Raw genomic sequence first — 17088 nt, forward strand, 5'->3', positions numbered from 1 at the left:
TTCCGGGCGGGACCGTGTCGGAACGGGGCTGCGAGGACAGTCACGTCCCCTCAGAAAGGAAACACCACCATGGGCACCATCACCAACGGCCGTACGACCAAGCGTTACGAGAACCGCCATGCCACGGGCCTGCAGTGGCGTAAATCGAGCAGGACGGACCTGGATCCGATCCTCAAGGACTGCGTGATCCTGGCCGAGGCGCCCGACGCCAAGGGACACCCGCACCCCAGCATCCCGGACGGGACCCGCATGGTGGCCCTGTCGGACGACAAGGACCCGGCCAGCGCGGTCCTGTACTTCAGCCGCGCGGAGATCCGGAAGTTCTTCGAGGGCGTGAAGGCGGGCGAGTTCGACGACCTGATGGCGTCGGACGACGAACTGACCGACCCTGCCGCCCTGGTAAGCGGGTGATCATGGACTCCGACTGTGTCACCCGCCGGTTCACGGAAGCGCGGCGGCTGTACGGCGACGCCCCCTGCGGCGAATGCCGCGGCTCGGGCACCATCACGCTGGTGTACGAGGGCGTGGTCGTCGTCTCCTGCCCGGACTGCGGCGGGGCCACCCGCATAGGAGCGCTCGCGACCAGCCGGTAGGCGGGCGGCCCGCCGCACCGGCCCCCGGGGCACGCGCGTGCCCCGGGGGCCCGGGACCCGAGGCCCGGGGACCTGGGACCCGCCGGGGGCCTGGGGGCCCGGCCTCAGCGGCGGCCCAGGACCTCAGCGATCCGCATGAACCCGTCCGCGCCGTGGCCCAGTCCCACGGTGCGGCGGGCCATGCCCTCCGCAGCGCGCATCACGCCCGCGTCGATGCCGTGGCCCTCCGAGGTGTGGACGATGTGGGCCATGGACGACACCGCGGAGGTGAGCGGGTTGCCCTCACCGGAGAAGTCGCCGCTGTCCATGTCCTCCGCGGCCTGTTCGAAGATCGGCGGCAGGATCGCCCCGATGCCCTGGGCGAACGGCGCCAGCTCCCGCGCGGTGACGCCCTCCGCGCGCGCCACCGCCACCGCGTGGGCGTAACCCGCCATCGCGGTCCAGAAGATGTCGAGCAGCGCGATGTCGTACGCCGCGGCCCGGCCGATCTCCTCGCCGAGGTGGGTGTGGGTGCCGCCCAGCGCGTCCAGCACGGTCCGGTGCTCCCGGTAGAGCTCCTCCGGGCCGGCGTGGATGAACACCGCGGCAGGCGTGCCGATCGTCGTGGTCGGCGTCATGATCGCACCGTCGAGGTAGCGGATGCCGTGCCCGGCCGCCCAGTCCGCCGTGTCCCGGGCGCGGTCGGGGGTGTCGGCCGTCAGGTTGACGACGGTGCGTCCCTTGAGCGCGTCGGTGACGGCGTCACGCCGCAGAATGGCGTCCGCCGCGTCGTAGTTGACCACGCAGACCACGACGAGCCCGCTCGCGGCGACCGCCTCCTCCGGGGTCCGCGCGATCACCGCCCCGCGCGCGCCCAGTTCCCGGCCCCGGCCCGGCGTCCGGTTCCATACGGTGGTCCGCAGTCCGGCGTCCAGGAAGGCACCGGCGAGAGCCCGGCCCATCGGCCCCAGACCGAGCACGGTGACGGCAGACTGTTCGGGGGACATGGTCATGATGCAACTCCTGTAAGTGAACAAACGTGGATGAAAGGGGCGGATATGACGCGCGGTCGTGCCCAGGACGCGGACGTCTGCGGGGTAACCGCCGCGATCGCCGTGATCGACGGCAAGTGGAAGACCGCGCTGCTCTGGCTGCTGGAGTCGGGACCGCACCGGCCCGGTGAACTGCGCCGACGGCTTCCGGGCCTCAGCGAGAAGGTGCTGACTCAGGCGCTGCGTGAGATGGAGACGGACGGGCTGGTGCACCGGGAGGTGCACGACACCCTGCCGCTGAAGACCGTGTACTCGCTCACCGACTTCGGCCGCGAACTCTCCGAGGCGCTGGCCGCCCTGTCCGACTGGGGCCATCGCCGCCTGGAGAAGCTGGCCGAGACGCGATCAGCCTCCTGACACGAAGCCGAAGCCGAAGCCGCAGCCGACCCCGTCCCGCCTTCCCGACCCGTCCCACGTCCCCGAAGCCGAAGCCGACTCCGCCTCGCCTCCCCGACTCCGCCTCGCCTCCCCGACTCCGTCCCACCTCCCCGACGCCATCCGACCTCCCCCGACTCCGTCCCGCCTTCCCCTGGCTCCGGCAGCACTCCGACCGCCCGAAACCACCTTCGCGCCACCGTCATCCCCTGCCAAGTACCCACAAAAAAGTGGGTACTTCGATGAGGGGGCGCCCCTCGGTCGAGAGACGCCCCACCGCGAGCGGCCGACCGGTCGCCGTCAGGCGTCTCGGCCGGCCTCCCGGGCCACCCGCTCCAGCCGGTCGCGATGGTTCGCCCACCAGGCCGCGTCGCCGGGCGGCACGCTGTCGTTGCCCTCGTTCATCCCCACGGCACCGTCGAGGAGTTCGCGGACGATGTCCGCGTGCCCGGCGTGCCGGTGCGTATCGGCGATCACGCGCACGACGGCATGATGCAGCGTCACCTCGTCCTTGCCGTCGGGCCACCACGGCACCCTGCCGACCGTGTCCAGCGCGAGCGCGTCGATCGTCGCGTCCGCGTGTGCCCACGCCCGGCGGTAGAGCCCCACGATGTCCTCGCGCGACTCGTCGGCGGTGGCCCACATGTCCGCGTTGGTCTCGGCGCCGTCCTCAAGCCACGGCAGCGGCTCGCCGGACGGCCGTCCGAAGGTGTCCCCGAGGTAACCCAGCTCCACCCCGGCCACGTGTTTCACCAACCCCAGCAGGTTGGTGCCGGTCGGCGTCAGCGGCCGTCGAGCGTCGTACTCCGCCAGCCCTTCGAGCTTCCACAACAGGGCGTCGCGGGCGGATTGCAGGTAGAAGCGAAGGTCGGTCTTGGCGTCGGATGTGGTCATTGTCCTGTCTCAGTGAAGGTGATCACGGTGTGGCTGTGACCAGCGGTGGGTCATCTGGGGTGAGACGCGCTGCATGAGTGCGGTCCTATGACGACTTGACCCCGCCGGAGCGCGAGCTGTGGGATGCCTTTCCCGAGGGGCGTCGCGTTGATCTGCGCACAGGCGCGCCCGAGGCGGGCGCTCCCGCTGCGGGCGACCGGTGGGGCACCGACCGTACTGTCCGCGCGGCCGTCGTGGCGGCGCTGTCGCTCGGCGCGAACGATCAACGCCGAACTCGCCCAAAGCGGTAGTGACCTGGACCTGAGGCGGTCGGCTCTCGAAGGGGGCTCTCTCATAGTCGTCAATGCTCGTATGGCCGGAAATCTGCTGCTCTCGGATGCCAGGATCGCGAGCTCAGCAGAGCGGGCAGTGCTCGCGGGCGGCCTCGTGCTGGATGGCGGCTTCTTCGGCCGGCAGCTCACCACGCAACGCGGACTGCGGCTCCCCGGCGCACAGCTGCTCAGCGGCCTGTTCCTGCACGGCGCACGGCTGGAGAACACTGCGGGGGTCGCACTTGCCGCAGGAGGTGCGGCTGCTTCGACCGTGGACTGCTCGCGGGTCCGCACGCGTACCACCTGCGGTGGGAGCCGGAGCCTGCCGCCGCACCTGATCCTTCAGTCAGGTACGGAAGGTGCGGCGGTAGGTGTCGGGTGGGACGCCGACGTTGCGGTGGAAGTGGCGGCGCAAGGTGGTGGCGGTGCCCATGCCGGTGGCTGCGGCGATGGTGTCCACGGTGGCGTCGGTGGTCTCCAGCAGTTCCTGGGCGTGGCGAATGCGCTGGGTGTGGAGCCATTGCAGTGGCGTGGTGCCGGTGAGGTGCTTGAAATGGCGGCCGAGGTGGCGTGAGCTCATGCGGGCCTGGCGGGCCAGGTCCTCCACGGTCAGCGGCTGGTCCAGCCGCTCCAGCACCCAGGGGAAGAGCTCACGCAGGGGGTGGTTGCCCGGGGCGGGGAGGGGGGTGGCGATGAACTGGGCCTGGCCGCCGTCGCGGTGGGGTGGGATGACCAGGCGTCGGGCGATCTTGTTGGCGTTGGCCGAGCCGTGGTCGAGGCGGACCAGGTGCAGGCACAGGTCCATGGCGGCGGCCTTGCCCGCGGAGGTGAGGACGTCGCCGTTGTCGACGTAGAGGACGTCCGGATCGACGGTGGCCGCCGGGTGGCGCCGGGCCAGTTCCCGCGTGTGGGCCCAGTGTGTGGTGGCGCGCCTGCCGTCGAGCAGTCCTGCCGCGCCCAGGACGAAGGCGCCCGTGCACAGTGAGGCCACGCGGGCACCGGCGGCGTGGGCCGCACGCACCGCCTCGACCAGCTCGGCGGGCGGGTCGCGGTCGGTGTCGACCCAGCCAGGGACGATCACTGTGTCCGCGTGCGCGAGGTGGTCGAGTCCGTGGTCGGGTTCCAAGCGGAAGCGGCCGACGTGCACCGGACCGCTGCCGCAGAGGGAGAAGTCGTACCAGGGGTCCACGATGTGGGTCAGGTCGGTTCCGAAGACCTCGACGGCCACGGACAGTTCGTAGTGGAGCATGCCGTCGGTGACGGCCAGCGCGACAGCGGGCATGTCCGAAACTGTACGTGGCATGTCGTTTCCGACGCTCGCACGGGGTGCTGCCCGAGGGACAGGATGGGGGAGTCCAGGCCGCAGCGGAGGGACCTCGCAGCGGGCGTTCGAGTGCACGGGAGCAGTCTCATGGGGTCAGGTCAGCTGGTGACGGTGTTCGGCGCATACGGTCACACCGGGCGGTTCGTGGTCGCGGAGCTGGCCGCGCGTGGGTTCGTCCCCGTGCTGTCCGGGCGCAATGCGCAGACCTTGGAGGAACTGGCCCACGAGCACGGGCTGGAGGCCCGGGTGGCGTCGATCGACGACCCGGCCTCGCTGGACCGGGCCCTGGCGGGAACGGCGGCGGTCATCAACTGCGCCGGCCCCTTCGCATCGACCATCGGCCCCGTGATCGAGGCCGCGCTCCGCGCGGAGATCCCCTACCTGGACGTGGCCGCCGAGCTTGAGGCCAACCTCGACACCTTCGCCCACTACCGCGAACGGGCCCGGGACGCGGGAGCGGTGATCGTCCCGGCCATGGCCTTCTTCGGCGGCCTCGGCGACCTACTGGCCACCGCGGCGGTGGGCGACTGGACCGAGGCCGACGAGGCACACATCGCCTATGCGCTCAGCAACTGGCACCCCACCGCCGGCACCCGGCTCTCGGGCGCGGTCTCCCGCGAGCGACGCGGCAACCACCGCCTGCGCTACAGGGGCGGGCAGTGGGAGCACCGCACCGACCCCGCGCCCACCCTGGAGTGGACCTTCCCGGAACCGATGGGATCCCAGCCGGTGATCGGGGAGTTCACGATGGCGGACGTCGTCACCGTCCCCCAGCACCTCTCCATCCCCGACGTGACCACCTACATGACCGCCGAGGCGGTCCGAGACGTTGCCGCCCCCCACACGCCGGCCCCGACCGCCATCGACGAGAGCGGGCGCTCGAACCAGACCTTCCTCGTCGACGTCGTCGTCCGCTCCGGCGGAGCCGAACGCCGGGCCACGGCCAGCGGGCAGGACATCTACGCCGTCACCGCGCCCCTTGTTGCCGAGGCCCTCGAGCGCGTCCTGACCGGCCGCGCCAAGACCGTCGGCGTCGCCTCCGCCGGCGAGATCTTCGACGCCCCCGACTTCCTGCACGCGCTCGACCCGCACATCACACTCGACCTGCACCCGCAGAAGCGGAACGCCTGACCCGAGCCATCGGCCCGGCCGTCGGGAGCGCGCCCTCTGCGAGCCGTGACGACATGAGCGTCGGCGTCCTCGTTCGATGTCCTCACCCTCACGGGTGCTGCCCGGAGTCCTGAACAAACGCTGCCCCCGAACTCGAGTACCGGCAGCGTTTGTTCACCAGTTTGAGCAGTGTGCGCGGTCGGCTGCGATGCGAACGGTGCAGGAGTCTGGGCAGCGCGGAGGCAGCCGATCGCGGCCGGGGGCCCTGGGTGCCGAGGCACTTCGGCCGTGGCGGCCGGCTGCCCGGACACCGTCGTCGAGTACGAGCCCGCTGACTGTCCCCATGCGCCCTTTCCGCCTCGCCCGGCAGGCTGGCTGTGGGGGTGGGAGGCTTACTTGTATTCGACTCGTCCTACCGGGGCGGGGCCGGTCGTCAGTGCCTCGCATTCGTTCGGCCACGTAGGGGTGCCGGGGTGCAGCTGGGTGCTGAGGTAGGCCGCGGTGAGCCGGGCGAGGGCGGCGACTCGCTCGGGGTTCTCGTCCGTGGTCTCGGCGGCGTCGTATCCGCGATCCCGCCAAGTCCGTGCTCCGCGTCCAACAGGGTGAGCAGGGTCTTGGGGCCAGGGGCGAGGGTGTGGGGGTCGGCGTGCCAGTCCGGCCCCATGTCTGTGAAGTGCCGGGAATCGTCCTTGTCGCCGGCGACGACCAGCGCGGGTGCGGTCATGGTGGAGAAGTCGACGGCCCCGATGATCGGCCACTGCTCGGCCATGGGCCCGTTGAGGACTTCGCCACCTCTGCCGGGCGCGGCGAGCAGTACGCCTGTCTTGATCCGGGGCTCGACGAGGTGCACCACGCTGCCGGTGCCGGGGTCGTCGAGCCCGGCGCCCAGCAGGAGGGCGGCGGTGAAGCCGCCGAGCGAGTGTCCGGCGACGGCGACCTTGGTGGGGTCGATCCGCCCCGCGAGCTGCGGCACGGTGCGCTCTATCACGTCGAGCCGATCGAGGATGTGGGTCATGTCCTCGGCGCGCCGGGCGGTGCGCCCGCGGGTGCCGGTAGCCGGCCAGCCACCGCACGTTCGCCATGACACATCGCAGAGACAGGACAGCTGTGCGCACCACGTCGCCGCGTGGGCACTTTTGCAAGCAGGCGCTTGCAAAAGTTAGCAATGGTGGTGCACCATCGAGGCATGGCATCGCTCAACGTCGGCAATCTCGGTGAGTACCTGCGCGAGCAGCGGCGCAACGCGCAGCTGTCGTTGCGGCAGCTCGCCGATGCCGCCGGGGTGTCCAACCCGTATCTGAGCCAGATCGAGCGCGGGCTGCGCAAGCCGAGCGCGGAGGTGCTCCAGCAGGTCGCCAAGGCGCTGCGGATCTCCGCCGAGACGCTGTACGTGCGCGCCGGGATCCTGGACGAGCGGGAGCGCGAGGAGTTGGAGACGCGTGCCGTCATCCTCGCCGACCCTTCGATCAACGAGCGGCAGAAGCAGGTGCTGCTCCAGATCTACGAGTCCTTCCGCAAGGAGAACGGACTCGACACGGGGGCCAAGGACGCCGATGACACGACCTCACCCGACCTCTGACCTCGCGTTCCGGGAGGACCACACCGTCATGGCCATCATCGAAGAGCTGCGTACCCCCCTCTACTTCGCCGCCGGTACGGCCGATCTGGCCGTGCGGCAGGCCAGGAAGGTCCCCGGCCTGATCGAGCAGATCGCCGCCGAGGCACCCGCCCGGATCGAGGCGGTGCGCAACACCGACCCCAAGGCCGTGCAGGAGAAGGTGGCCGCGCAGGCCAAGGAGGCGCAGGCCACCGTGACGGCGAAGGTCGCCGAGGTGGTCGGCGGGCTCGACACCGACCTGAAGAAGCTCGGTGAGACCGCCCAGGACCTGGCGCTGCGGAGCGTCGGCGTGGCCGCCGAGTACGCGGTCAAGGCCCGGGAGACGTACGAGCGCGTGGCCGAGCACGGCGAGCAGGCCGTGAAGGAGTGGCGCGGCGAGGCGGCCGAGGAGATCACCGAGATCGCCATCGCCGTGGAGCCGGACCCCGAGCCCAAGCCCCAGGCCCAGGCCGAGTCCGAGGCGGACGCGAAGCCCGCCGCCGGCGCCGACGAGGTTCCCGCCGCGCGCAAGCCGGCCGCCCGCAAGGTGCCCGCCCGCAAGGCCGCCGCGAAGAAGACCGCTCCGGCCGCCGACAAGTAGGCCGACCTGACGTCATCGGTGCCCGGTCGGACGCGCGCTGCGGCCGGCCGGGCACATTCGGCGTCGTCGGGGCGTTGTACGGGTACCTTGGCCGCGAGGCGCTTCACTCTCTGACTAGGCGGTGCTCTCCCATGCTGATGGCAGGATTCGGGACTTTCCTGTGGCTGCTCAATATCGCCATGATCGCGCTCGCCGTGGTCGCCCTCTTCTTCGCGGCGACCGCGCGTGAGGACGCCTACCGCGCCGCCGACAAGAAGACCAAGCCCTTCTGGCTGATCGTCCTGGGTGTCACGGTCGCCGTGGACCTGCTCGTCCCGATGCTGATCCTGCAGCTGGCCGGGCTCGTCGCGTCGATCGTCTTCATGGTGGACGTCAGGCCCGCCCTCCAGCAGGTCTCCGGTGGTGGCCGGGGCCCGCGCGGCGGCGGTTCCAGCAGCGACGGCCCGTACGGCCCGTACAACGGCGGCCGCTGAGCCGGGGCGTTCCCGTAGGACGCGGCCGCACCGGTCACCGCACCGGCGCGGCCCTTTCACGGCCCGGACCGGCGCGGCCCCTTGACGGCCCGGACCGGTGCGGCCCCTTGACGGCCCGGCCCCCGTCGCCCGCTCGGGCCGGAGGCTCGCGGCGGCGCCCCCGCAGGCCACGGGCTCGCGGCACGCCTTCGCCCGGGACTTCGCCCGGGACCTCGCGGCACGCCCTGGTTGCCATCCCCCGGGGCGCTCTCAGGCGGGGCGCCGGCCGCCGCGGTCCAGCAGCAGCACCGCCACGTCGTCCGTCAGCTCTCCGCCGTTCAGCTCCCGCACCTCGGCCACCGAGGCCTCCAGGAGCTCCTCCCCGCCGACGCCCCGCGCCAGCTGCCGATTGACCATCTCGACCATCCCGTCCTGACCCAGACGCGGCGACCCGGGGCCCGCCGAGCGCCCCTCGATGAGCCCGTCCGTGTACATGATCAGGCTCCAGACGCCGCCCAGCTCCACCTGGCGGCGCGGCCACCTGGCCTGCGGCAGCAGCCCCAGCGCCGGGCCCCCGTTCTCGTACGGGAGGAGCTTGGCGCCCTCGCCCGGCCGGGCTATCAGCGGCGCGGGGTGGCCGGCCAGGCACAGCCCGGCCCGCCGCCCGTCCGGCGCGATGTCGAGCGTGCACAGGGTCGCGAAGATCTCGTCGTTCTCGCGTTCGTGCTCCAGGACCCGCTGGAGGGTGGAGAGCAGTTCGTCGCCGCACAGCCCGGCGAACGTCAGCGCCCGCCACGCTATGCGCAGCTCCACGCCGAGCGCCGCCTCGTCCGGGCCGTGCCCGCACACGTCGCCGATCATGGCGTGCACGGTGCCGTCCGGGGTGCGCACCGTGTCGTAGAAGTCGCCGCCCAACAGGGCGCGTGAGCGGCCCGGCCGGTACCGCGCGGCGAACCGCAGGTCGGAGCCCTGGAGCAGCGGCGTAGGCAGCAGGCCCCGCTCCAGCCGGGCGTTCTCCTGCGCCCGCAGCCGGGACTCGGCCAGCTTCACCTGGGCCGAGTCGGCGCGCTTGCGCTCCACGGCGTACCGGATGGCGCGGCTGAGCAGCGGTCCGTCGAGTTCCTCGCGCAGGAGGTGGTCCTGCGCGCCGGCCCGTACCGCCTCGGCGGCGAGTTCCGTGTCGTCGGAGGTGGCCAGGGCCAGCACGGCGTGCCGGGGCGCGAGGCGCAGCACATGGCGCAGGGGCGCGAGCGGGTCGTCGCCGCGGCGCGCACCGGGCAGGGCGAGGTCCACGAGGACGCAGTGGACGTCGTCGGTGAGAAGCCGTTCCGCCTCGGTGAGGTTGCGGGCGGTACGGATCCGGACGCGGCCGCCGGAGGCGTCGGTCACCTCGGGGACGGTGAAGGTGCCCGCCGGGTCGTCCTCGATCACGAGGAGGGTGAGATCACCGCCGGAGCCCGATCCGAGGGGACCGGAACCGGCCGAGCCTGCGGAGCCGCTGCCGGCGGGGCTGCCGGGCTCCTGAGCCGTCGCGCCGACGGTCACCGCGTCGGGGGCGTCGACCGGAGCTGACTGTCCGAGAGCGTTCACCCTCTGTCGCGGTACGGGTACGGGCATCGGTTCGGTTTCCTTCCCTCCCCCCGAGGGCGCGGGTGGAACGCCGGGCGACGCCCCACCGACCGGGACCATAGCGGTACGTGACGTCCGAACGGAATGGCGATCAGTGAAGAGCCGTCGGCATATGCCGCGGATGGGGAGGTAGTTGCTCCCGCGCCCATGACGAACATCACGCGGAAGGGCGTACGCGCGTGACGAGGTACGGAGGTGGTGCGGCGGGGAGGCCCTGACCGGGAGGCCCTGACCGGGAGGCTTGGGGCCGGGAGGCCCCGACCGGGAGGCCGGGGACCGGGAAGCCGGGGCCGGGAGGGCCCCGCCCCTGCCTACCGGTCCGGGCGTACGACGCCCAGGATCCGCATCGAGCCCGCGCCCGCCATCGTCACCGTGCGGCCAGGCCGGGGGGCGTGCACGATCGCGCCGTCGCCGATGTACATCCCCACGTGACTCGCGTCGGCGTGGTAGATGATCAGGTCGCCGGGGCGCATGTCCTTGATGTCGATGCGGGGCAGCAGCCGCCACTGCTCCTGCGAGGTCCGGGGTATGCCCTTGCCGGCCACGCCCCACGCCCGCTGGGTCAGCCCCGAGCAGTCGTACGAGTCGGGGCCTTCCGCGCCCCAGACGTACGGCTTGCCGATCTGCGACGTGGCGAACTCGATCGCCTTGCGGCCCTGGGCGCTCGCGCTGCGGTTGATCTCCTTGAGCGCGCCCGAGCCGAGCCACTGGGTCTGTGCCCGGTACTGCGCCTGCTGCTCCAGCTTGAGCAGCCGCTCGCGCTCCTCCGCCTCCAGCTGGGACTCCAACTTCTCGGCGGCGGCGATCTTGGAGTTGATCATCTTCTTCGCCTTGTCCTGCTTGACGCGGTTGGCCTCCAGCTTGGTCCACTCGCTGCTGGCGTCCCTGGTGTACGTCTCCAGGTCGGCCTGCTTGGTGCGGAGTTCGGCGAGCAGGTCCTTGGTGGCCTTCTGGCCCTGCTGGAGGCGGCCCGCGTTGTCCAGGAAGAGCTGCGGGTCGTCGGTGAGGACGAGTTGGGCCTCGTCCGGTATGCCGCCGTTGCGGTACTGGGCGCGGGCGGCGGCACCGGCGCGCCGCTTCAGGTCCTCGATCCGGGCCTGGCCCTCGACGATCGCCTGGGCCAGCTTCACGATCTGGGCGGACTGCTTCTTCGCCTGCTCTTCGGCGAGGTTGTACGCGTCGGTGGCGGACGCGGCCTGCCGGTACAGCTCGTCGATCTCCTGGCGCACCTGCTCCAGGCTCTTCTTCGGCGCGGGCGCGCCCGGCGAGGGCTGCGGGCCGGGGGCGGCCGGAGCGGCCGGAGCGGCCGGAGTGGCCGGAGCGGCCGGAGCGGTGGGGGCTGCGGGAGCTGCGGGGGCGGCATGGGCGGCCTGGACCGGTGACGCCAGCACGGTCAGGGCGCAGACCACGGCGATCGCGGCGGCGACGGTCGTGGACGTGGCGGCACAGCGACGTCGGTTCACAAGCTTCTTCCCCCTCCGGACCTGCCCGTACGCAGATGTGATTTACCGTCAGTAACTTCACTGGCCCCCGAGATCGTGCCACGGCCCGCGGCAAATCAACAGAGGTGTACGCGCCTGACCCCGCCACACCCCGTCCCATAGGGGACGAAAGATCCACGCCGTACGTTCCCACACCGGCGCGCGGACGCGTCAGGTGGCGTCAACCCGCCGGGGCGAGAGCCTCCCAGCGGACCGTGAGCTCCCCCTGCCGCCGGCGCCGCCGCCCGTCCACCAGCGGCCAGTCCGCCGCGAGCGCGGTCGCGGTCGCGATCCACCGCTGGCGGGCGCCCAGCGAGGCGTACGGGGCGGCCGCCGCCCACGCCCGGTCGAAGTCCCGCAGGAACGCGTGCACCGGTTCTCCCGGGACGTTCCGGTGGATCAGCGCCTTCGGGAGCCGCTCGGCGAGGTCCGACGGGCGCTCCAGCGAACCGAGGCGAGTGGCGAACGTCACGGTGCGCGGCCCCTCGGGCCCGAGCGCGACCCACACATGGCGGCGCCCGATCTCGTCGCAGGTGCCCTCCACGAGGAGCCCGTCGGGTGCGAGGCGCCCGCACAGCCGCGCCCACACGGCCTGGACGTCGGCCTCGTCGTACTGGCGCAGCACGTTCGCGGCGCGGATCAGGGCCACGGGCCCTTCGACCGGGATCTCGAAGCCGCCGTGCGCGAAGGACAGGCCCTCGCGCGCGTACGGCTGCGCGGCGGCGACGCGGGCGGGTTCGATCTCGATGCCCACGACCCGGGCGCGCGGGTCGGCGGTACGGAGCCGCTCCAGCAGCTCCACGGCCGTCCAGGGCGCCGCCCCGTACCCGAGGTCGACCGCGACGGGCGCCTCGTCGCCGCGCCGCAGCGCCGGCCCGTGCACGGCCGCGATCCAGCGGTCCATCCGGCGCAGCCGGTTCGGGTTGGTGGTCCCGCGAGTCGGCGTACCGACGGGACGGGTGGTGCGCGGGGCCATGCCGACGAGCGTAAACGCTCCGCCATGGGAAGCGGACGGCCACCTCGGGACGGGCGCGCGTGCCCACCGCCGAGGAGGCGGACAGCGGCGCGCCGGGCACCGCTGCACGGGACGGCCATGGGACTGGCCACGGGATTGGCCACGGGACGACCATGGGACTGGCCATGGGGCGGACCACGGGACTGGCCACGCGACGGCCACGGGACTGGCCAGGGGGCGGACCACGGGACTGGCCACGGGACTGGCCGCGGGGCGGCCACCCGGCGGCCACCCGGCGGCCGGGGGCCGTTCCCCGCGGGGAAGCGGAATGAAATCGGCGGCCGCGCTGTTGGGGGCCACGGAGGATCGGCGTGCCGGAGAGCGCGTGCGGCCTCCGTTCGTGTGAGGTCCCGGACGTGATCGCGGCGTCCCGGACCTGATCGTTGCCCCAGAGCGGAAGGACCGCCGACGTGAGCCACCACGTGTCCCGGTTCGCCGGTGCCCTGGCGGCGCCGCCCCGGTTGCGGCTGCCCGGCCGGCCGCGTGGGCCCCGACGTATCGCCATGCTGAGCGTGCACACCTCACCCCTGCACCAGCCGGGCACGGGTGACGCGGGCGGCATGAACGTCTACATCGTCGAGCTGGCCAGACGGCTCGCCGCGATCAACATCGAGGTCGAGATCTTCACGCGCGCCACCTCCGGCGGACTGCCGCCGTCCGTGGAGCTCGCGCCCGGCGTGCTCGTACGGCACGTGGACGCGGGGCCGTACGAGGGGCTCGCCAAGGAGGACCTGCCGGCCCAGCTGTGCGCGTTCACGCACGGTGTCATGCAGGCGTGGGCGGGCCACCGGCCGGGCTACTACGACCTCGTGCACTCCCACTACTGGCTCTCCGGCCACGTCGGCTGGCTCGCCGCCGAGCGGTGGGGCGCGCCGCTCGTGCACGCCATGCACACCATGGCCAAGGTGAAGAACGCCGCGCTCGCCGACGGCGACACCCCCGAGCCCGCCGCCCGTGTCATCGGCGAGACGCAGATCGTCCGGGCCTCGGACCGGCTCATCGCCAACACCGAGGGCGAGGCCGAGGAGCTCGTACGGTTCTACGACGCCGACCCGGCGAAGGTCGCCGTCGTCCACCCGGGCGTGAACCTGGACCGGTTCCGCCCCGCCGACGGCCGGGCCGCCGCACGCGCGCGGCTCGGGCTGCCGCGGGACGCGTTCATCCCCGTGTTCGCCGGCCGCATCCAGCCCCTGAAGGCCCCCGACGTGCTGCTGCGCGCCGCCGCCCACCTCCTCCAGCAGGACCCGTCGCTGCGCTCCCGGATGGTCGTCCCGGTCGTCGGCGGGCCGAGCGGCAGCGGCCTCGCCAAGCCGGAGGGCCTGCAGAAGCTGGCCGCCCGCCTCGGCATCCTCGATGTCGTGCGCTTCCACCCGCCGGTGGCGCAGGAGCGGCTCGCGGACTGGTTCCGTGCCGCGTCGGTGCTGGTCATGCCCTCGTACAGCGAGTCCTTCGGGCTGGTCGCCGTGGAGGCGCAGGCGGTCGGCACGCCGGTCGTCGCGGCGGCCGTGGGCGGTCTGCCGGTGGCCGTACGGGACGGGGCGACCGGGCTGCTCGTCGACGGCCACGACCCGGCGGACTACGCGACCGCCCTGCACCGCTTCGCCCAGGATCCCACCCTTGTCACCCGGATGGGCGAAGCGGCCGCTCGTCACGCGCGCTCCTTCGGCTGGGACACGGCGGCCTCCGCGACCTCGGACGTCTACACGGCCGCCATGCACGAGCACCGGATGCGCGACCACCGCCGTCGCGTACGCTCGCACCATGGCTGACGCACGGCAGATCATCGAGTCCGCACTCCAGGACGCCGGACTGTCCTGGGAATCCCCGGAGCCCGGCTCGTACGTCGTCACGCTGCCGGGCACCCGCAAGCTGTCCACGACGGTGTCGCTGCGGCTGGGCAACCACTCCCTCTCCCTCAACGCCTTCGTGATCCGTCACCCGGACGAGAACGAGGCGGGCGTGCACCGCTGGCTGCTGGAGCGCAACCTCCGGCTGTACGGGGTGGGTTACGCGATCGACGGCCTCGGCGACATCTACCTGACCGGCAAGCTGCCGCTCTCCTCGGTCACGTCCGATGAGCTGGACCGGCTGCTGGGGTCGGTCCTCGAGGCGGCGGACGGGGCGTTCAACACGCTGCTGGAGCTGGGTTTCGCGTCGGCGATCCGCAAGGAGTACGAGTGGCGGGTCGCCCGTGGCGAGTCCACGCGCAACCTCGAGGCGTTCAGCCACCTGACCCAGCCGTCACGGTAGGCACGACTGGGGGCGTACGGCACCCCCGTGTCCGTACGCCCCCAGAACCTGTACGAGGCCCGGCGCGCCCTTACGCGCCGACCTTCACCTCCGTGGCGCCGGTGCCGGTGCTGGTGCCCTCCGTGGCGGCCGGCCCGCACGGGGCCTCCGCGCTCCTGTCGCCACTCTTGGCGCCCCTGTCGGCGCCATCCGCGCTCCTGTCGTCGCCCTCCGCGAGGGCGCGCCGCAGGAGCAGCGCGTACCCGGCCGACGCCACCGCGCCGACCACCGCGCAGCCCACCCACAGCGCGGCGGGGCCGGGGCCGTCCACGACCCAGCCGGCCGTGATCGGCGCGACGAAGCCCGCGACCGACCAGGACATGCCCATCACGCCCTGGTAGCGGCCGCGCGCGTGGGCCGGGGCGAGCCGTGCGGTCGCGGCGGCGTTCGTCGGGACGTGCACCATCTCGCCGATCGTCCACACCACCACCGTCGCCGCGAACATCAGCGGCGTGCCGACGAGCGCGGTGGCGCCCGTGCCGACGGCGAACAGCAGCGACGACACGGTCAGCAGCGCGGCCGGCGAACGCTTCTCGGTGACCTTGTTGACCAGCAGCTGGAAGCCGACGATCACCACGCCGTTGACCGCGATGACCATGCCGTACGAGTCGGCCGCCAGGCCCTTGGACGCCATGGTCAGCGGCAGGCCCACCCAGGGGGCGGTGAAGACGAAGCAGACGAGCAGGTTGAGCAGCACCAGCGTCCGGAACGGCGCGTCGCGCAGGACGTCCAGCATGGAGACGCGCGCCTCGGTGTCCGGTCCCGCCGCGCCGCCGACGCCGGATCCCGGACCGGAACCGGTGGCGGGGTCGGGCCGGGTCTCGCCGAGCCGCAGGAAGACGATCAGCGCGCAGAGCGTCGTCGCGACCGCCTCGGCCACGAACAGTGTCCGGTAGCCGAGGAACGCGGCGGCGCCGCCACCGAGCGCGGCGATCGCGAAGCCCAGGTTGAGGGCCCAGTAGTTCAGCGCGTACGCGCGCCGCCGGTCGTGGTCCGGGACCAGGTCGGCGATGGTCGCGCCGATCGCGGGCCGCACCGACTGCATCGCCACGCCCATCAGCAGGACGACCACGGCGATGGCCCAGGCACTGGTCACCACGGCGAGCATGGCCGCGCAGACGGCCGCCGCGAGATGCCCGGTGACCATGGTCGGGCGACGGCCCCACCGGTCGCTGAGCATCCCGCCCAGCGGCGACCCCGCGATGCCGCCGAGACCGTGCAGGGCGATGACGAGGCCCGCGTACCAGGCCGAGTGACCCAGTTCCTGGGTCAAATACAGCGAAAGAAAAGTGAGGACGAAGGCCCCGGTGCGATTCACCAGCGTCGAGGTCCAAAGCCACCAGAATCCGCCCGGAAGTCCCGAAACGGTTTGTCGTGCTGATCGTCTGAGCGAGGCTATGGACACACGAGTGGACACGCGAGCTCCCCGTAAGCGGCCGATGCGGTAACCGGAACTTACAAGCCCGCTGGTCCGGGCAGCCACCGAATTGACGGGAGCCGTCAACCGTCGCGGCGTCCATTAATCTCGTACGCATGGCCGACGCACCGTACAAGCTGATCCTCCTCCGCCACGGCGAGAGCGAGTGGAACGCGAAGAACCTGTTCACCGGCTGGGTGGACGTCAACCTCACCGAGAAGGGCGAGAAGGAGGCGGTCCGCGGCGGTGAGCTGCTCAAGGACGCCGGTCTGCTCCCCGATGTCCTCCACACCTCGCTCCAGAAGCGCGCGATCCGCACCGCGCAGCTCGCCCTGGAGGCGGCCGACCGGCTGTGGGTCCCGGTCCACCGCTCCTGGCGGCTGAACGAGCGCCACTACGGCGCCCTGCAGGGCAAGGACAAGGCGCAGACGCTCGCCGAGTTCGGCGAGGAGCAGTTCATGCTGTGGCGCCGTTCGTACGACACCCCGCCGCCGGTCATCGCCGACGACAGCGAGTTCTCGCAGGCCCACGACGCCCGGTACGCCACGATCCCGCCGGAGCTGCGCCCGCGCACCGAGTGCCTGAAGGACGTCGTCGTCCGCATGCTGCCGTACTGGTACGACGGCATCGTCCCGGACCTGCTCGCCGGCCGCACGGTCCTGGTCGCCGCCCACGGCAACAGCCTGCGCGCGCTGGTCAAGCACCTGGACGGCATCTCCGACGCCGACATCGCGGGCCTGAACATCCCCACCGGCATCCCGCTGGTCTACGAGCTCGACGCCGACTTCAAGCCGGTCACGCCGGGCGGTACGTACCTGGACCCGGAGGCGGCGAAGGCGGCCATCGAGGCCGTGAAGAACCAGGGCAAGAAGAAGTAGTCGGCCAGACCTGATCGAGCCCCCCGCCCGCCGCCACCGCGGCGCGGCAGGGGGCTCGTCGCCGTTCAGGGGGCGCGCCCTGGGCCCACGG

At 72.4% G+C, this 17088-nt stretch carries 18 protein-coding genes and 1 pseudogene; 10 read left to right on the forward strand and 9 right to left on the reverse strand.

What is annotated here, in order from left to right:
* The first annotated feature begins 69 nt into the window (after window positions 1–69).
* Window positions 70–411 carry a DUF397 domain-containing protein gene (locus ACGF5U_RS27045; RefSeq protein WP_392716895.1) on the forward strand — a complete coding sequence of 114 codons (342 nt, stop codon included), beginning with the start codon at window positions 70–72 and terminating at the stop codon, window positions 409–411.
* 2 nt (window positions 412–413) lie between these two features.
* Window positions 414–593 (forward strand): hypothetical protein, encoded by a 180-nt coding sequence (locus ACGF5U_RS27050; protein WP_392716893.1) that lies wholly within the window; start codon window positions 414–416, stop codon window positions 591–593.
* A gap of 104 nt (window positions 594–697) precedes the next feature.
* Here ACGF5U_RS27050 and ACGF5U_RS27055 read toward each other — a convergent pair whose 3' ends face one another.
* Window positions 698–1585 (reverse strand): NAD(P)-dependent oxidoreductase, encoded by an 888-nt coding sequence (locus tag ACGF5U_RS27055; RefSeq protein WP_392716891.1) that lies wholly within the window; start codon window positions 1583–1585, stop codon window positions 698–700.
* Between the two features lie 45 nt (window positions 1586–1630).
* Between ACGF5U_RS27055 and ACGF5U_RS27060 the strand changes: the two genes are divergently transcribed.
* On the forward strand, window positions 1631–1981 hold the full coding sequence (locus ACGF5U_RS27060) for a winged helix-turn-helix transcriptional regulator (protein ID WP_392716889.1): 351 nt from the start codon (window positions 1631–1633) through the stop codon (window positions 1979–1981).
* Between the two features lie 318 nt (window positions 1982–2299).
* Here ACGF5U_RS27060 and ACGF5U_RS27065 read toward each other — a convergent pair whose 3' ends face one another.
* From ACGF5U_RS27065 to ACGF5U_RS27075, 3 genes are all read right to left on the reverse strand, one after another.
* Entirely contained in the window at window positions 2300–2893 is a 594-nt protein-coding gene (locus ACGF5U_RS27065) for a DinB family protein (RefSeq protein WP_392716887.1), read from the reverse strand.
* A gap of 393 nt (window positions 2894–3286) precedes the next feature.
* On the reverse strand, window positions 3287–3412 hold the full coding sequence (locus tag ACGF5U_RS27070; RefSeq protein ID WP_392716885.1) for a hypothetical protein: 126 nt from the start codon (window positions 3410–3412) through the stop codon (window positions 3287–3289).
* 138 nt (window positions 3413–3550) lie between these two features.
* Complete coding sequence (locus ACGF5U_RS27075) at window positions 3551–4486, reverse strand: helix-turn-helix domain-containing protein (protein WP_392716883.1); 936 nt, start codon at window positions 4484–4486, stop codon at window positions 3551–3553.
* A 129-nt stretch (window positions 4487–4615) separates the two neighbouring features.
* Between ACGF5U_RS27075 and ACGF5U_RS27080 the strand changes: the two genes are divergently transcribed.
* A complete protein-coding gene (locus ACGF5U_RS27080; protein WP_392716881.1) occupies window positions 4616–5659 on the forward strand; it encodes a saccharopine dehydrogenase family protein in 1044 nt (347 codons plus the stop codon).
* Between the two features lie 371 nt (window positions 5660–6030).
* Here ACGF5U_RS27080 and ACGF5U_RS27085 read toward each other — a convergent pair.
* Window positions 6031–6665: pseudogene (locus tag ACGF5U_RS27085) on the reverse strand (alpha/beta hydrolase family protein); the annotation flags it as partial.
* A 159-nt stretch (window positions 6666–6824) separates the two neighbouring features.
* On the opposite strand from ACGF5U_RS27085, the gene ACGF5U_RS27090 reads away from it, so the two are divergent.
* The 3 genes from ACGF5U_RS27090 (at window position 6825) to ACGF5U_RS27100 (ending at window position 8309) form a co-directional block, all read left to right on the forward strand.
* Entirely contained in the window at window positions 6825–7217 is a 393-nt protein-coding gene (locus tag ACGF5U_RS27090; RefSeq protein WP_392716879.1) for a helix-turn-helix domain-containing protein, read from the forward strand.
* Between the two features lie 28 nt (window positions 7218–7245).
* Window positions 7246–7836, forward strand: coding sequence for a hypothetical protein (locus ACGF5U_RS27095; protein ID WP_392716877.1), 591 nt, complete (start codon window positions 7246–7248; stop codon window positions 7834–7836).
* Window positions 7837–7967: 131 nt separating this feature from the next.
* Window positions 7968–8309, forward strand: coding sequence for a DUF2516 family protein (locus ACGF5U_RS27100; RefSeq protein WP_392716875.1), 342 nt, complete (start codon window positions 7968–7970; stop codon window positions 8307–8309).
* A gap of 249 nt (window positions 8310–8558) precedes the next feature.
* Here ACGF5U_RS27100 and ACGF5U_RS27105 read toward each other — a convergent pair whose 3' ends face one another.
* From ACGF5U_RS27105 to ACGF5U_RS27115, 3 genes are all read right to left on the reverse strand, one after another.
* Window positions 8559–9905, reverse strand: a complete 1347-nt coding sequence (locus ACGF5U_RS27105; RefSeq protein ID WP_392716873.1) for a PP2C family protein-serine/threonine phosphatase — start codon at window positions 9903–9905, stop codon at window positions 8559–8561.
* 323 nt (window positions 9906–10228) lie between these two features.
* The gene (locus ACGF5U_RS27110) at window positions 10229–11380 is read right to left on the reverse strand and encodes an NlpC/P60 family protein (protein WP_392716871.1); all 1152 of its coding nucleotides are present in this window, start codon (window positions 11378–11380) and stop codon (window positions 10229–10231) included.
* Between the two features lie 199 nt (window positions 11381–11579).
* The gene (locus tag ACGF5U_RS27115; RefSeq protein ID WP_392716869.1) at window positions 11580–12374 is read right to left on the reverse strand and encodes a class I SAM-dependent methyltransferase; all 795 of its coding nucleotides are present in this window, start codon (window positions 12372–12374) and stop codon (window positions 11580–11582) included.
* Between the two features lie 449 nt (window positions 12375–12823).
* Between ACGF5U_RS27115 and mshA the strand changes: the two genes are divergently transcribed.
* Together mshA and ACGF5U_RS27125 are read left to right on the forward strand one after the other, a co-directional pair.
* A complete protein-coding gene (gene mshA, locus ACGF5U_RS27120; protein ID WP_392716867.1) occupies window positions 12824–14182 on the forward strand; it encodes a D-inositol-3-phosphate glycosyltransferase in 1359 nt (452 codons plus the stop codon).
* A complete protein-coding gene (locus tag ACGF5U_RS27125) occupies window positions 14175–14663 on the forward strand; it encodes a YbjN domain-containing protein (protein WP_392716865.1) in 489 nt (162 codons plus the stop codon). The genes mshA and ACGF5U_RS27125 overlap by 8 nt, the downstream gene beginning before the upstream one ends.
* Window positions 14664–14733: 70 nt before the next feature.
* Here ACGF5U_RS27125 and ACGF5U_RS27130 read toward each other — a convergent pair whose 3' ends face one another.
* Window positions 14734–16107 carry an MDR family MFS transporter gene (locus ACGF5U_RS27130; protein ID WP_392716961.1) on the reverse strand — a complete coding sequence of 458 codons (1374 nt, stop codon included), beginning with the start codon at window positions 16105–16107 and terminating at the stop codon, window positions 14734–14736.
* A 128-nt stretch (window positions 16108–16235) separates the two neighbouring features.
* Here ACGF5U_RS27130 and ACGF5U_RS27135 point away from each other — a divergent pair, with 128 nt between their 5' ends.
* Window positions 16236–16997, forward strand: coding sequence for a phosphoglyceromutase (locus ACGF5U_RS27135; RefSeq protein WP_392716863.1), 762 nt, complete (start codon window positions 16236–16238; stop codon window positions 16995–16997).
* The last annotated feature ends 91 nt before the right edge of the window (window positions 16998–17088 follow it).

Source organism: Streptomyces sp. NPDC047886, from assembly GCF_043204435.1.
GTDB lineage: Bacteria > Actinomycetota > Actinomycetes > Streptomycetales > Streptomycetaceae > Streptomyces.

What these genes read in the sequence shown, in the direction of transcription:
- ACGF5U_RS27075 (WP_392716883.1), bottom strand. Translation starts at nt 4,486, where the DNA reads ATGCCCGCTGTCGCGCTGGCCGTCACCGACGGCATGCTCCACTACGAA.
- ACGF5U_RS27115 (WP_392716869.1), bottom strand. Translation starts at nt 12,374, where the DNA reads ATGGCCCCGCGCACCACCCGTCCCGTCGGTACGCCGACTCGCGGGACC.
- ACGF5U_RS27045 (WP_392716895.1), top strand. Translation starts at nt 70, where the DNA reads ATGGGCACCATCACCAACGGCCGTACGACCAAGCGTTACGAGAACCGC.
- ACGF5U_RS27055 (WP_392716891.1), bottom strand. Translation starts at nt 1,585, where the DNA reads ATGACCATGTCCCCCGAACAGTCTGCCGTCACCGTGCTCGGTCTGGGG.
- ACGF5U_RS27080 (WP_392716881.1), top strand. Translation starts at nt 4,616, where the DNA reads ATGGGGTCAGGTCAGCTGGTGACGGTGTTCGGCGCATACGGTCACACC.
- ACGF5U_RS27105 (WP_392716873.1), bottom strand. Translation starts at nt 9,905, where the DNA reads ATGCCCGTACCCGTACCGCGACAGAGGGTGAACGCTCTCGGACAGTCA.
- ACGF5U_RS27050 (WP_392716893.1), top strand. Translation starts at nt 414, where the DNA reads ATGGACTCCGACTGTGTCACCCGCCGGTTCACGGAAGCGCGGCGGCTG.
- ACGF5U_RS27125 (WP_392716865.1), top strand. Translation starts at nt 14,175, where the DNA reads ATGGCTGACGCACGGCAGATCATCGAGTCCGCACTCCAGGACGCCGGA.
- ACGF5U_RS27095 (WP_392716877.1), top strand. Translation starts at nt 7,246, where the DNA reads ATGGCCATCATCGAAGAGCTGCGTACCCCCCTCTACTTCGCCGCCGGT.
- ACGF5U_RS27060 (WP_392716889.1), top strand. Translation starts at nt 1,631, where the DNA reads ATGACGCGCGGTCGTGCCCAGGACGCGGACGTCTGCGGGGTAACCGCC.
- ACGF5U_RS27065 (WP_392716887.1), bottom strand. Translation starts at nt 2,893, where the DNA reads ATGACCACATCCGACGCCAAGACCGACCTTCGCTTCTACCTGCAATCC.
- ACGF5U_RS27090 (WP_392716879.1), top strand. Translation starts at nt 6,825, where the DNA reads ATGGCATCGCTCAACGTCGGCAATCTCGGTGAGTACCTGCGCGAGCAG.
- ACGF5U_RS27100 (WP_392716875.1), top strand. Translation starts at nt 7,968, where the DNA reads ATGCTGATGGCAGGATTCGGGACTTTCCTGTGGCTGCTCAATATCGCC.
- ACGF5U_RS27135 (WP_392716863.1), top strand. Translation starts at nt 16,236, where the DNA reads ATGGCCGACGCACCGTACAAGCTGATCCTCCTCCGCCACGGCGAGAGC.